12 protein-coding genes are annotated in these 12,913 nt (G+C 67.3%); 4 read left to right on the forward strand and 8 right to left on the reverse strand.

The window, feature by feature from the left end; translation table 11 throughout:
• The 5 genes from D3877_RS24200 to hmpA form a co-directional block, all read right to left on the reverse strand.
• Nucleotides 1-321: an AtpZ/AtpI family protein gene (locus tag D3877_RS24200; RefSeq protein ID WP_119833368.1), complete on the reverse strand. Its 321-nt coding sequence runs from the start codon at nt 319-321 to the stop codon at nt 1-3.
• On the reverse strand, nt 318-809 hold the full coding sequence (locus tag D3877_RS24205; RefSeq protein WP_119833369.1) for a F0F1 ATP synthase subunit epsilon: 492 nt from the start codon (nt 807-809) through the stop codon (nt 318-320). Before D3877_RS24205 ends, D3877_RS24200 begins: the two co-directional genes overlap by 4 nt.
• Entirely contained in the window at nt 806-2,236 is a 1,431-nt protein-coding gene (gene atpD, locus D3877_RS24210; protein WP_119833610.1) for a F0F1 ATP synthase subunit beta, read from the reverse strand. Before atpD ends, D3877_RS24205 begins: the two co-directional genes overlap by 4 nt.
• Before the next feature lie 150 nt (nt 2,237-2,386).
• Nucleotides 2,387-2,821, reverse strand: coding sequence for a hemerythrin domain-containing protein (locus D3877_RS24215; protein ID WP_119833370.1), 435 nt, complete (start codon nt 2,819-2,821; stop codon nt 2,387-2,389).
• Nucleotides 2,822-2,902: 81 nt separating this feature from the next.
• A complete protein-coding gene (hmpA, locus tag D3877_RS24220; RefSeq protein ID WP_119833371.1) occupies nt 2,903-4,078 on the reverse strand; it encodes an NO-inducible flavohemoprotein in 1,176 nt (391 codons plus the stop codon).
• 135 nt (nt 4,079-4,213) lie between these two features.
• Here hmpA and norR point away from each other — a divergent pair, with 135 nt between their 5' ends.
• From norR to D3877_RS24235, 3 genes are all read left to right on the forward strand, one after another.
• Nucleotides 4,214-5,776, forward strand: a complete 1,563-nt coding sequence (gene norR / locus D3877_RS24225) for a nitric oxide reductase transcriptional regulator NorR (protein ID WP_238475056.1) — start codon at nt 4,214-4,216, stop codon at nt 5,774-5,776.
• Nucleotides 5,777-5,856: 80 nt separating this feature from the next.
• Nucleotides 5,857-6,192, forward strand: coding sequence for a GIY-YIG nuclease family protein (locus tag D3877_RS24230; protein ID WP_119833372.1), 336 nt, complete (start codon nt 5,857-5,859; stop codon nt 6,190-6,192).
• Between the two features lie 402 nt (nt 6,193-6,594).
• A complete protein-coding gene (locus D3877_RS24235) occupies nt 6,595-8,769 on the forward strand; it encodes a methyl-accepting chemotaxis protein (RefSeq protein ID WP_338014629.1) in 2,175 nt (724 codons plus the stop codon).
• Nucleotides 8,770-8,852: 83 nt separating this feature from the next.
• Here the strand turns inward: D3877_RS24235 and D3877_RS24240 are convergent, their stop codons facing one another.
• Entirely contained in the window at nt 8,853-9,815 is a 963-nt protein-coding gene (locus tag D3877_RS24240; protein ID WP_119833374.1) for a choline ABC transporter substrate-binding protein, read from the reverse strand.
• Nucleotides 9,816-9,998: 183 nt separating this feature from the next.
• Here D3877_RS24240 and betI point away from each other — a divergent pair, with 183 nt between their 5' ends.
• Nucleotides 9,999-10,574, forward strand: coding sequence for a transcriptional regulator BetI (betI, locus tag D3877_RS24245; RefSeq protein WP_119833375.1), 576 nt, complete (start codon nt 9,999-10,001; stop codon nt 10,572-10,574).
• A gap of 32 nt (nt 10,575-10,606) precedes the next feature.
• On the opposite strand, the gene D3877_RS24250 is transcribed toward betI, so the two are convergent.
• Entirely contained in the window at nt 10,607-11,467 is an 861-nt protein-coding gene (locus tag D3877_RS24250) for an ABC transporter permease (protein WP_119833376.1), read from the reverse strand.
• Nucleotides 11,460-12,710, reverse strand: coding sequence for a quaternary amine ABC transporter ATP-binding protein (locus D3877_RS24255; protein ID WP_238475057.1), 1,251 nt, complete (start codon nt 12,708-12,710; stop codon nt 11,460-11,462). The genes D3877_RS24250 and D3877_RS24255 overlap by 8 nt, the downstream gene beginning before the upstream one ends.
• Between the last annotated feature and the right edge of the window lie 203 nt (nt 12,711-12,913).

Genomic DNA, 12,913 nt, shown 5'->3' on the forward strand with positions numbered 1-12,913 from the left:
TCACCGCTCCTCCTCGATGCGCTTCCAGGCCAGCCAGCCGCCGAGAACGACCCCGGCGAAGATCAGCGAGGCGGTCCAGAAGATCCCTCCCCCAACCATCCGGTCGAGCCAGCGTCCGATGAACAGGCTGACGAGCAGCGGCGTCACCACCAGCCAGCCAAGCGCGCCGATCAGCGCCAGATTGCGCCCGATGGGCCGTTCGCCCTCGCGCGCCCATTGTTCGCGCCGTTCGCGGCGTCGGCGCACCGGCTCGGCAAGGTGGTTGTGGCCATTGCCGTCGCCGTTGGAAGAGTCTGGTTTTGGGTCTGTCGGCTCGGTCATGGCGCGTCCCCCTCCCCGCCGTCGCGCAAGGATGGCGGGGCGGTTCGCCGGTCGGGGCGCAGGTAAGACAGGATGTGGCGAACCGCCGCCAGTCGCAGCCGCCGGGCGCCGCCACGCGCCTCGCCCTCCACCGCGCGCTCCTGGCGGAAGCGGGTCAGCACGTCGCGCTCCAGCGCCGCCAGATCGTCGCCCGCCACCGCCTCCCGCGTCGCCACGGCGATCCGCGCCCCGTCGCTGACGGTCAGCACGCCGCCGCGCACCGCGCAATGGCGCTCCCGTCCGGTTCCGTTTTCATCAGCCTTGGCGTTGTCGTCGGCTTCGCGCCAACTGACCACCGACACCGACAGCGCGGTCAACAGATCGGCGTGGCCGGGCAGGATTCCGAACGCGCCGCTGTCGTCCTCCGCCCGCAGATGGGTGACGGCGGCGCTGCGCGCGACCACGGCGGTCGGGGTGGTGATGACCAGATCCAGGAGTCGGGCCGTCATCCGCGTTTCCCCTCCGTTTCGCGCGCCCGCGCCTGATCCAGCGTGCCGGTCATGAAGAAGGAGGATTCGGCCCAATCGTCGCCGACCCCGTCCAGAATGGCCCGGCATCCGGCCAGCGTGTCGGCCAGCGGCACGCTGACGCCGCTGTGTCCGGTGAAGGCCTCCGTCACGGCGAAGGGCTGGGTCAGGAAACGTTGCAGACGGCGGGCGCGCTTGACCGCCAGACGGTCGGCGGCGCTCAACTCCTCGATGCCCAGCAGGGCGATGACGTCCTGCAAATCGCGGTAATGGGCGATGGTGCGGCGGACATCCTCGGCCAGCCGGTAATGCTCCTCCCCCACCACCAGCGGGTCGAGCAGGCTTGAGGTCGAGGTCAGCGGGTCGATGGCCGGATACAGCCCTTCCGCCGCCATGGCGCGGGACAGCACGATGGAGCTGTCGAGATGGCTGAACAGCTCGGCCACCGCCGGATCGGTGAAATCATCGGCGGGGACATAGACCGCCTGGATCGCCGTCACCACCGCCCCTTCGGTCGAGGCGATGCGCTCCTCCAGCTCGGCGATTTCGCTGGCGAGAGTCGGTTGATAGCCGACCCGCGACGGCAACCGCCCCAGCAGGCCCGACACCTCCGCCCCGGCCTGGACGAAGCGGAACACATTGTCCATCAGCAGCAGCACGTCGCGCTTGGCCGCGTCGCGGAAATGCTCGGCGATGGTCAGCGCGGTCAGGCCGACGCGCCAGCGCGCGCCCGGCGGCTCGTTCATCTGGCCGAACACCAGGGCGGTGCGGTCGAGCACGCCCGACGCGCGGGTCTCCTCCCACAGCTCTTGGCCCTCGCGCGACCGTTCGCCGATGCCCGCGAAAACGGAAATGCCGCTGTGCAGGTCGGCCATCTTGCGGATCAATTCCATGACCAGCACGGTCTTGCCGACCCCGGCCCCGCCGAACATCGCCCCCTTGCCGCCGCGCGCCAGCGGGGCCAGCAAATCAATCACCTTGATGCCGGTGGCGATGGGTTCCCGCTTGGGCGAGCGTTGGGACAGCGACGGCGGCGCGCGGTGGATCGGCAGGCGCGGCCCGTCGGCGGGCAGATCCGGCCCGCCGTCGCGCGGCGTTCCCATCACGTCGATCAACCGTCCCAGCACGGCGTCGCCGACCGGCGCGGTCAAGGGCGCGCCGGTGGCCCGCGCCGCCACGCCGCGCGCCAGCCCGGAGCTTGCCTGCAAGGCGATGGCGCGCACCGTTTCGGGATCAAGGTGCAACTGGACCTCGGCGATCAGCCGCTCCGGCCCGTCCCAGAGGATCTCCACGGCCTCCAGCAACGCCGGAAGCGCGTCCTTGGGAAAGGCGAGGTCAAGCACGGATCCATGAACCGCCACCACCCGCCCAAGAGACGGGACGGCGCGGGGCGCGTCGGAAGGCTGCATGATGGTTCCAGCCGAAAGGCCCGGAAGGCCCAAAAGGCCCAGAAGACAGGCGAACAAGGGGCGACGCCCCTCATTCCGCAGGACACAAGCCTACGCCCCAGACATCGGCCTGGGTATGGTCCAAATCAACGCAGCCAATGGTGAGAGGCTTCACGCGGCGGTTTTCTCCGCCCCCAGCCGTTCGGCCAGCGGGTAGAGTTCGGCGTTTTCGCGGGCGATCCGGTTTTTGAGCTGGTCCAGAATCGTCTTGGTTTCGGCGACGAATCCCGCCGGATCCTTGGCGATGGCCAGCGGGCCGGGCCAGCGTTTGCGGTAGGTTTCAAAGCGCTGGGTCAACCCGCCCATCTCGTCCTGAAAGCGCGTGGCCACACCGCGCAGCGTCGGGTCGCCGTCGTGCGTCAGCCGGGGATAGAGCGATTTGTCCTCCACCGCCAGATGGACGGAGAATTTGCCGAACAGCCGCACCAGATCGGCGGCGACCGGGGCCGGATCCGCCGCGACGCCCGCCGGGTCCAGCCGCCGTTCGACAGCCGCCGCCAGAGTCAGAACGTCGCTGTGATGGTCGTAGAAATTTTTCATGTCCATGATCGGACGTTCCTTGAAAACACAGGATGTTCGCTCCCCCATCCGGTAAGGAATGGGGGAGCGGGTGGACGGCGTGGGCGGTCAGGCGACGGCTTCCTTGGGGCCGAAGAACTCGTGGAAAATGGCGCCGCTTGGCAGGCCCAGCGCGGTCAGGGCGGCGATCACCGCCGCCATGAAGGGCTTCGGCCCGACGACATAGGCCTCGGTCCCGGCGTCGGGCGGCAGCAGGGCGGCCAGTTGCTCCTGGTCCAGCAGGCCGATCAGATCCGGTTGGTCGTTGGCGTCGGGTTCGGCGTAGCAATAGACGGTTCGCAAGGCGGCGTGGCGGGCCGCCAACGCGGCGACCTGGTCGCGGAAGGCGTGAACCGTCCCGTTGATCGCGGCGTGGACATAGACCACCCGCCGCCCGGCGGCCAAGGCCTGTTCGGCCAGCGGCAGGGCCGGGGTTTGCCCGACGCCGCCGGTGATGAGCAGCAGCGGCGCGGCGCTGTCGGTCAACACGAACTCCCCGGCGGGCGGGTAGATCTCCAACTCGTCGCCCACAGCGGCGCGGTCGTGCAGGAATCCCGAAACCTGCCCCCGCTCCTCCCGCTTGACCGAGATGCGGTAGGTCTGGCCGTTCGGGCTGGCCGACAGGCTGTAGTTGCGGTGAACGGTTTCGCCGTCGATGGTCAGCTTCAGGCCCAGATATTGGCCGGGCTGGAAATCCATCACCCGCCCGCCATCGACCGGGGCCAAGCGGAAGGAGGTGATGACCGCGCTTTCCGGCGTCTTTTCGACGATGCGGAAGCGCCGCGCGCCGCGCCAACCGCCGGTCAGCGCCGCCTTGCGGGTGTATTCGGCCTCTTCCGCCGCGATCAGCAGGCGGGCGAGCTGCCAATAGGCGGCCCCCCAGGCGTCGGCGATCTCCGCCGTCACCGCGTCGCCCAGAACCTGACCGATGGCCTCCATCAGGCAGCTTCCGACAATCTCATACTGATCCGCTGTGATGTTCAGCGAGACGTGCTTTTGCACGATGCCCGCCACCGCCGACCCCAAAACCTCCAGCCGGTCGATGTTGGACGCGTAGGCGATGATGGCGTTCGCCAGCGCCTGCGGCTGGGCGCCGCCGCGCTGGTGGCTTTGGTTGAAGACGGCGCGCACTTCGGGGAAACGCTCGAACATCAAGGGGTAGAAGGTGGCGGTGATCTGGTTGGCGTGGGCGGCGACCACCGGGGCGGTGGCCTTGATGATGGCGGTCTGGGCGGGCGTCAGCATGGCGGGGGTGATCCTTTGTTGCGCGGCGAGATGTCGCACCACCAATCGCAATCCCCGTGCCAGAGCGTCGGGCGCGCGTTTCCGCGCCGCGTCATCGGGCTGTTGTCAGACGGACCGACTGGGGTATGATGTCGAATGGACAACATGGATGTCTTTTCGACACTCTCCTTTTCCCCCGATGAGGTCGCCGGGCTGCTGGATCGGCTCGACAGCCCGGATCGGCTGTGGCCAACGCTGCTGGAGCTGGTCGCCCGGCGCTTGCCCTGCGACGCCTGCGCGGTGTTGCGCTTGGACGGCGACCGGCTGGTTCCGCTGGCGACGCGGGGCCTCAGTCCCGACACGCTGGGCCGTCGCTTTCGCCTGGACGAACACCCGCGCCTGCGCGCCATCGTCGAGTCTGGGGAGCCGCTGACGCGCTTTCCCGCTGATTCTCCCCTGCCCGACCCTTATGACGGGTTGATTCCCGACCGGCTCGACCGGCTGCACGTCCATGATTGCGTCGGCGCGCCGTTGAGGACGGCGGGCGGGGGCGTCGCGTGGGGAGCCTTGACGCTGGACGCGCTGCACCCCGGACGGTTCGACGGGTTGGACGGCGCCATCGCCGGGTTGGCCCGGCTGGCGGCGGCGCTGGCCGAGGCGATGGAGCGGCGGGCGCCATTGGCGGAGCCGTCGCGCGCCTTTGACGAGCGGCCCGACCCGGCGCATGAGCTGGTTGGCGAAGGCCCGGCGATGGCGGCGCTGTTGCGGGAAATCGACGCGGTGGCCGACAGCGATCTGGTGGTGCTGGTGCTGGGCGAAACCGGCGTCGGCAAGGAGCTGGTGGCGCGCCGTCTGCACGCCCGGTCCCGCCGGGCGCGGGGGCCGCTGGTGCATGTGAATTGCGCCGCCCTGCCCGACGCGCTGGTGGAAAGCGAGCTGTTCGGCCATGTGCGTGGGGCCTTTTCCGGCGCGGTCGCCGACCGGCGTGGCAAGTTCGAGCTGGCCGACGGCGGCACCCTGTTTTTGGACGAGGTTGGGGAGCTGCCCCTGGCGGTTCAGGCCAAGATGCTGCGCGCCTTGCAGAATGGCGAGATCCAGCGGGTGGGATCCGACCGGCATCTGACCGTGAACGTCCGCGTCATCGCCGCGACCAACCGCGATCTGGCGCGCGAGGTGGCGGAGGGGCGTTTCCGCGCCGACGTCTACCACCGGCTCAGCGTCTACCCGCTGCCGGTGCCGCCGTTGCGCCAGCGCGGAACCGAGGCGCTGCGGCTGGCCGGGCTGTTCCTTGACCGCAACCGGGCGCGGCTGGGTCTGCGCAATTTGCGCCTGTCGGCGGACGCGGAGCGGCGGTTGCTGTCCTACCCCTGGCCGGGCAATGTGCGGGAGTTGGAGCACGCCATTGGCCGGGGGGCCATCCGCGCCCGCGCCGCTCGCGCCGCCGAGGGCGGGGTGTTGACCCTGAACGCCGCCGATCTGGGGCTGACGGATGGCGACGGGCTGGTCAGCCCAACGACGCCCCCGGTTGTTTCAACGGTCGAGCCACCTTTCGCCGCCGATGTGCCGTTGCGCGAGGCGGTGGAGGATCTGCAACGCCGGATGATCCGCGAGCATCTGGCGCGTCATGATGGCAATTGGGCCAAGGCGGCGCGCAGCTTGGGGGTGGACCGCAGCAACCTGTTTCGCTTGGCCGGACGGTTGGGGTTGCGGGCGGACTGATTTCACCCGGATAATATCTTGCACTCTCGTTTTATCCGGGTATATTGCCGCCGCAACCAGAAACCCGGCGGAGAGCGGCAGTGAAGAGCGTGGACAAAAAGGCGGCGGTCGCCGCCTACAAGGAACGGAAATCGGTGGCGGGGATCTACGCGGTGCGCTGCGCGCCGTCGGGGCAATTGTGGGTCGGGCAAGCGCCCAATGTGGACACGGTGCAAAACCGCCTGTGGTTTTCGCTGCGCACCGGCGGCGACCCGCACCGCGACGTGCAACAGGCCTGGACCACCCACGGCCCCGACAGCTTCACCTTTGAAGCGCTGGAACGCTTGGCGGACGAGGAGTTGCCCTACGCCCGCCAAGCTCAATTGAAAGCCCGCTTGGCTCATTGGCGGTTGGCGCTGAAGGCTGGGACGATTTGACGCGGCGCCGAAGGCGACGCTTCCCACGCCTTCCGATGTTGCGGTTGGAGGCATGATTGTTCGGTGAAACGCTGTGCGGCATCAACCCCGAGTGTCCCTTGGAGGCAAAGATATTGGATAAATATCAACGCACGAGCAATAAAATGAGGAAAGAGTGTGCAAATGAAATCTGAGTTCTTGAAAAAATTTCATTTTCAAAATGAGGCATTGGTCTTTCGTTCAATCGCATGATTCAGATCAAATGGTCATCATCGTCGAAGAGGCACACTCTGGTATGCCTTTCTTGGGACGTGATGCACGGTGAACTATGGTTCCCGCATTTGGTGGAATTTTTTCTCCACCTTATTCGGCGTCCTTCATCACGCGCGTCACAGCATGGTGACTTTGGGGGATGCGATGCGGATGAAATCGATACAAAACAAAATCGCGGCGCTGGCTGGCGCGTGTTTGGCTGGAACCGTGATGACTCTCGTCGTGTTCGGCGTGGTGTCCACCCGAACGACGAACAGTTATGTCGGCGAAAGCGTCTCGGGCATTCTCAACAAGACGACGCAGGAGTCGCTTCAAAATCTCGCCGCGTCGCAAGCCGGACTGATCCGTTCGGAGTTTGAAACGGCGCTGAACGCCGCCCGCACCATGGCTCACAGCTTCGCCACCATGGCCGACGGGATGAATCCCGGTCATGTCCCCGTAGACAAGCGCCGCGAAGCGCTCAACGGTGTCCTGCTCAACGTGCTGCGCAACAACCCGCTGTTCAACGGCACCTATTCGGCGTGGGAACCGGATGCGCTTGACGCCAACGACAGCGAATTCCGCAACCGGCGCGACACCGGAACCGACGCGACCGGGCGCTTCATCCCCTATTGGAATCGCGACGATTCGGGCCGCATCGCCATGCAGCCCTTGGTCGAGTATGACAGCCGCGCCCTGCACCCCAACGGCGTGATGAAGGGCGGCTGGTACATCGGGCCGCAGGAGACCGGCAAGGAAAGCGTGCTCGACCCCTTGCCCTACATCGTGCAGGGCAAGCAGGTGTTTCTCGCCACCCTGTCGGTTCCCATCGTCGTGGGCGGCAAGTTCGTCGGCGTCGCCGGGTCCGACTTCAACCTCGACTTCGTTCAGCAATTGGCGACCAAGGTCAGCCAAGCGGTCTATGACGGGCGCAGCGAGGTCGTGATCGTCAGCAACATGGGCTTGATCGTCGCCCACAGCGCCCGCCCGGCGAGCGTCGGTCAGCCGCTCGCCACCATCGATCCCTCCTGGCGGGAGGATCTGGCCATCGTGCAGGGCGGCAAGCCCCAGGTCGATGTGCAGACCGGAACCAACCTGCTGCGGAGCTTCGCGCCGATTCCGCTGGGGGCCACCGGAAAGCCGTGGGCGGTGTTGATCCAGGTGCCGCGCGACGTCGTTCTCGCCGATGGTTTGGCCCTGTCCGCGTCGTTGAACGAGCGGGCCAACAGCAGCGTGCTGTGGCAGGTCGCCGTCGGCGTCCTGGTCGTGTCGTTGGCGGTCGGCGCGATGTGGATGATGGCGCGTGGGATCGCCCGCCCGATCCGGGCCAGCGTCCGCTTCGCCGAAGGAATCGCCGCTGGTCAGTTCGACCAGACGCTGGACATCCGGCAGGAGGATGAAATCGGCGTGCTCGCCGACGCGCTGCGCAAGATGCTGGACGATCTCCAGCGCATGATCGCCCAGCGCGCCGCCGATCAAGCGCGGATGGAGGCGGAGCGGCGCTCGGCGATGCTGCGGCTCGCCGACGATCTGGAGGCGCGGGTGGGCAACGTGGTCGAAACGGTCGACACCGCCGCGCGGACGATGAACGGCACCGCTCAGGCGATGGCGGCGACCGCCAGCCAGACCACGCAGCAAGCCAGCGTCGTGGCTGCCGCGTCGGATGAGGCCAACGTCAATGTGCAGACCGTCGCGGCGGCGACCGAAGAATTGTCGGGGTCGATCCGCGAGATCGGCCAGCAGGTCAACCGCTCGGCCAGCGTCGCCCGCGAGGCGGTGGCCGCCGCCCAGCAGGCGAATGGTCGGGTTCTGGGGCTGACCGAGGCGGCGGCCAAGATCGGCGCCGTGGTCCAGTTGATCCAGGACATCGCCAGCCAGACCAACCTTCTGGCGTTGAACGCCACCATCGAGGCGGCGCGCGCGGGCGAGGCGGGCAAAGGCTTCGCCGTCGTCGCCGGGGAGGTGAAGAATCTGGCGACCCAGACGGCCAAAGCCACCGAGGAAATCGCCGGACAGGTCAGCGACATGCAGCGGGTGACGCACGAAACGGCGGCGGTGATTAAGGAGGTCGGCGTCATCATCGCGCAGATCGACGACATTTCGACCAGCATCGCGGCGGCGGTGGAACAGCAGGGCGCGGCGACGATTGAGATCGCCCGCAACGTCCAGCAGGCGGCCACCGGCACCCGCGAGGTGTCGTCCACCATCACCGACGTGCGGCACGCCGCCGAGAAGGCGGGGCAATCGGCTGGCGAGGTGCTGACGGTGTCCACGCAGCTTTCCGGCGAATCCAACCGGCTGCGCAGCGTCGTGGACGCCGCCCTGTCCCAGATCCGCGCGGCCTGACGGCGCGCGGCGGCCTCACCAATGGTCCCAGGCGTCAGAGTTTTTGCGCCTGGGACCAAAAGGGAGAGCGACTTTTCAGCGGATCACTTGGCGGCGATCCCCAGCTTGGCCTGAACGGCGGCCAGACCATCCTTGCCGTCGATGGTGGTGACGCCCTTCAGCCAAGCCTTCAGCGTGTCGGGGTTCTTCTTCAACCAAGCCTTGGCGGCGTCGTTGGGCTTTTTGTTGGCGTTCATGATGTCGTCCATGACCGCGTTTTCGACGCCCACCGTGAAGGACAGGTTGGCCAGCAGCGCCCCGACGTTCGGGCATTCGGCGGCGTAGCCCTTGCGCACGTTGGTGCTGACGGTCGCCCCGCCGAAATCCGGGCCGAACCAATCGTCGCCGTCGGCCAGATAGGTGAGGTCAAAGGACTTGTTCATCGGGTGCGGCGCCCAGCCCAGGAAGGCGATGAACTTCTTGGCGCGGGTGGCGCGCTTGACCTCGGCCAGCATCCCGGCCTCGCTCGACTCGATCATCTTGAAATCTTTCAGGCCAAAGGCGTCGGCCTTCAGCATCTTGTCGATGATGAGGTTGCCGTCATTGCCCGCCTCAATCCCATAGATCTTGCCGTCCAGCTTGTCCTTGAACTTGGCGAGATCCTTGAAGCTTTTCAGCCCGGCGTCGGCGGCGTATTTCGGCACCGCCAGCGTGTATTTCGCCCCTTCCAGATTGACCCGCGTCACCTCGACCGAGCCGTCTTCCAGCGCGGGCTTGATGAACGGCTCCATCGTCGGCATCCAGTTGCCCAGGAAGACGTCGAGCGACTTGGTTTTCAGCCCGGTGTAGACCAGCGGGACGGAGGTCATGGTGGTGGACGGCGTGTAGCCCAGCGCTTCCAGCGTCACCGAGGCCAAGGCGGTGGTCGCCGCGATGTCGGTCCAGCCCACATCGCCAAAGCGCACCTTCTTGCAGGACGCCGCGTCGGCGGCCAACGCCGCGCCCGCGCCCAAGCTCAGCAGCGCCGCAGCGCTCAGCGCGGTCAGCGCCTTCCAGGCCGTCTTCATCGTCAAACTCCTTGATGTCGTGGATGTCGTGTGGGTGGCGAGGTGTGATGAGGGGATTGGGCCGGGCTGGCCGGGTGATTTCGCCATCGACGGCCCGGCGAAAAAAGCGCATCTCTTGGCGACAAAACCAAAGTCGGGGTACGGTTGTTCGCAGCCCCGCAAGCCGTCACGCAAGGTTGGTGAATGCCCAAAGTTGGAATGGAACCCATCCGCCGCCGTCAGTTGATCGAGGCGACCATCGCGTCGATGGGGGAACGCGGGCTGGCCGACACCACGGTCCAGACGATCAGCCGGGGGGCGGGCGTCTCGCCCGGCATCATCCATCATTATTTCGGCGGCAAGGACGAGTTGCTGGCGGCGACGATGCGCAGCATGTTGGAGCAGCTTCGCGCCGACGTCACCGAACGGCTGGCCGCCGCCGGTTCGCCGCGCGCCCGGTTGGAGGCGATCATTGATTGCAACTTCGCCGAGGCCCAGTTCGACCCGCGCGTGGTGTCGGCTTGGCTTGGTTTTTGGGCGCAATCCCCGCACAACCCGGCGCTCGCCCGTTTGCAGCGGATCAACGCCCGGCGCCTGCATTCCAACCTGCGCCACAGCCTGCGCGCCCTGCTGCCGCTGGAGCGGGCCGAGCGGGTGGCGAGCGGGCTGGCGGCGATGATCGACGGGCTGTGGCTGCGCTCCGCCCTGACCGGGGCGATGGACGGGCGGGAGGCCCGCGCCGTCGCCTTGAGCTATCTGGACGCCGAACTGAACGCCTGACGCCGTGGCGCGGGGGGTGGAAACACCCCCCGTCACCGTTTTCCGCCCTGCGGAGCGTTCTTGCCAAAGCTCTGGGTGATGCGGTCGAGCATGATGGCGAGCAGAACGACGCTCAAACCGCTTTCCACGCCCAGCCCGATGTCGAGCCGCTGGATTCCCTGAAGCACGACGTTGCCCAGCCCCCCGGCCCCGATCATCGAGGCGACGACGATCATCGACAGCGCCATCATCATGGTCTGGTTGACCCCGGCCATGATCGACGGCAGCGCGTTGGGCAGTTGCACCTTCAGCAGCAATTGATGCTCGCGGCAGCCGAAGGCGCGTCCCGCCTCGACCAGTTCGACCGGCACCTGCCGGATGCCCAGCGCGGTCAGGCGTACGGCGGGCGGCATGGCGAAGATCACCGTGGCGATGATGCCCGGCACCCGGCCCAACCCAAAAAACATCACCGCCGGGATCAGATAGACGAAGGCGGGCATGGTCTGCATGAAATCCAGCAGCGTCGCCCCCACCCCGTCGGCCCACCGGCTGCGCGCCATCCAGATCCCCAGCGGCACCCCCAGCAGCAGGCTGAGCAGGGTGGAGGACAGCACCAAGCCAAGGGTCGAGGCCATCGGCTCCCACAGGCCCATGGCGAAAATGGCGGCGAGCGACAGCAGAGTGAACAGGGCGAAGCCCTTGCCGACCCGCCACAGCGCCGCCGCCGTGACGACCGCCCCCAACGCCCAGGGCGGCGCGCCCAGCAACGCCCCGTCGATGGCCCCGCCGAACCCATCCACCACGGCGGCGATGACGTCCAGCGTCGGTTGACCATGGTCGAGGATGCGGTTGACCAGCCAATCCGCCCAACGACCAATGCCGCCGCCCAGCAGGGCGGAGAGTTCCTCATCCATGGCGCGGCCCCCCGCGATCCAGCGTTTCCAGCAGCGCCGCGCGCGACAGCGCGCCCAGGAACCGCCCGTCGCCGTCCACCACCGGCAGCGGACAAGGGGCCGAGGCCACCCGGCGCAGCAGGCCGTGCAGGGAATCATCGCCCCGCGCCGGTTCCAGACCGCTGACCAGGGTTCCCGATTCCCGCGACAGCACGCCGAGGAACCGCCCGTCATGGCCCCGGATGTAGCCGTAACCGACGCCGCGCTCGGCCAGACGGCGCAGCGCCGGGGCGGGATCGGCCTCTTCGTCCAGCAGGACCACGCGGTCGTCGCAGCGGGCCAGATCGCGGGCGCGCAACAGGCGCGAGGCGTCCACCCCCCGGAAAAAGGCGCGGACATACTCGTCGGCGGGGCTGCGGATGATCTCCGCCGGGGTTCCGATCTGGACGATGCGGCCATCCTCCATCACGGCGATGCGGTCGGCGATGCGCATCGCCTCCTCCGCGTCGTGGGAGATGAAGACGATGGTCCGCGCCTGCTCGCGCTGAAGCCGCAAAAGCTCGTCCTGCATGTCGGCGCGGATCAGCGGGTCGAGCGCCGAAAACGCCTCGTCCATCAGCATGATGGTGGGATTCTTGGCCAGCGCGCGGGCCAGACCGACGCGCTGCTGCATCCCGCCGGACAATTCGCGCGGAAAACGGTCGGCGTAGGCGGACAGGCCGACCTTGTCCAACGCCCGCAAGGCGGCGGCCCGCCGTTCGGCCTTGCCCACCCCGGCGATTTCCAGCCCGAAGGCGGCGTTGTCCAGGGCGTTGCGGTTGGGCAGCAGGGCGAAGGATTGGAACACCATCGACATGTCGCGGCGCAAAACCTCGACCAGCTCGCCTTTGGACAGCGCCGTCAGATTGCGGCCATCCAGCCGGATGTCGCCGCCCGACGGCTCGATCAGCCGGTTCAGCAGCCGGATCATGGTCGATTTTCCCGACCCCGACAGCCCCATGATGACGAAGATCTCGCCCGCCCGAATGTCAAAGCTGGCGTCCACCACCCCGACATTGACGTTCAGCCGCCGCAGCACCTCCGCCTTGTCGGCCCCGGCCTTCAGCAGGGCCAGCGCCGGACGGGGGTCGTCGGCGAAGATTTTGCAGAGATTGCGCACCTCAAGCCGGACGGTGGACCGGGCTTCCACCACACGCGCGTCTGGCCGCGTCTGCGCCGCGTCCGCCGAAGAAAAGGCGGCGTCGGATGGCAAGATCATGGTCATGACGGCGGTTCCTGAACGGTGCGTTGGCCTCCCCAAGCGAGAGTCGCCGTAGATTGCCCCGAGACGCCCCGCCGGGTCGATAGTCACGTCGCCTGGAATTGCATTTTGATGACTGGATCGTGACCAAAGGACAACATGCCGCGTTTTGTTTTTTATTGAACGACCAATCAAAAAAAGACAAACGGACGCGGAGACCTTGCCAA

Source organism: Azospirillum cavernae, assembly GCF_003590795.1.
Taxonomy (GTDB): domain Bacteria; phylum Pseudomonadota; class Alphaproteobacteria; order Azospirillales; family Azospirillaceae; genus Azospirillum; species Azospirillum cavernae.

What these genes read in the sequence shown, in the direction of transcription:
- D3877_RS24200 (WP_119833368.1), bottom strand. Translation starts at nt 321, where the DNA reads ATGACCGAGCCGACAGACCCAAAACCAGACTCTTCCAACGGCGACGGC.
- D3877_RS24205 (WP_119833369.1), bottom strand. Translation starts at nt 809, where the DNA reads ATGACGGCCCGACTCCTGGATCTGGTCATCACCACCCCGACCGCCGTG.
- atpD (WP_119833610.1), bottom strand. Translation starts at nt 2,236, where the DNA reads ATGCAGCCTTCCGACGCGCCCCGCGCCGTCCCGTCTCTTGGGCGGGTG.
- D3877_RS24215 (WP_119833370.1), bottom strand. Translation starts at nt 2,821, where the DNA reads ATGGACATGAAAAATTTCTACGACCATCACAGCGACGTTCTGACTCTG.
- hmpA (WP_119833371.1), bottom strand. Translation starts at nt 4,078, where the DNA reads ATGCTGACGCCCGCCCAGACCGCCATCATCAAGGCCACCGCCCCGGTG.
- norR (WP_238475056.1), top strand. Translation starts at nt 4,214, where the DNA reads ATGGACAACATGGATGTCTTTTCGACACTCTCCTTTTCCCCCGATGAG.
- D3877_RS24235 (WP_338014629.1), top strand. Translation starts at nt 6,595, where the DNA reads ATGAAATCGATACAAAACAAAATCGCGGCGCTGGCTGGCGCGTGTTTG.
- D3877_RS24240 (WP_119833374.1), bottom strand. Translation starts at nt 9,815, where the DNA reads ATGAAGACGGCCTGGAAGGCGCTGACCGCGCTGAGCGCTGCGGCGCTG.
- betI (WP_119833375.1), top strand. Translation starts at nt 9,999, where the DNA reads ATGCCCAAAGTTGGAATGGAACCCATCCGCCGCCGTCAGTTGATCGAG.
- D3877_RS24250 (WP_119833376.1), bottom strand. Translation starts at nt 11,467, where the DNA reads ATGGATGAGGAACTCTCCGCCCTGCTGGGCGGCGGCATTGGTCGTTGG.
- D3877_RS24255 (WP_238475057.1), bottom strand. Translation starts at nt 12,710, where the DNA reads ATGACCATGATCTTGCCATCCGACGCCGCCTTTTCTTCGGCGGACGCG.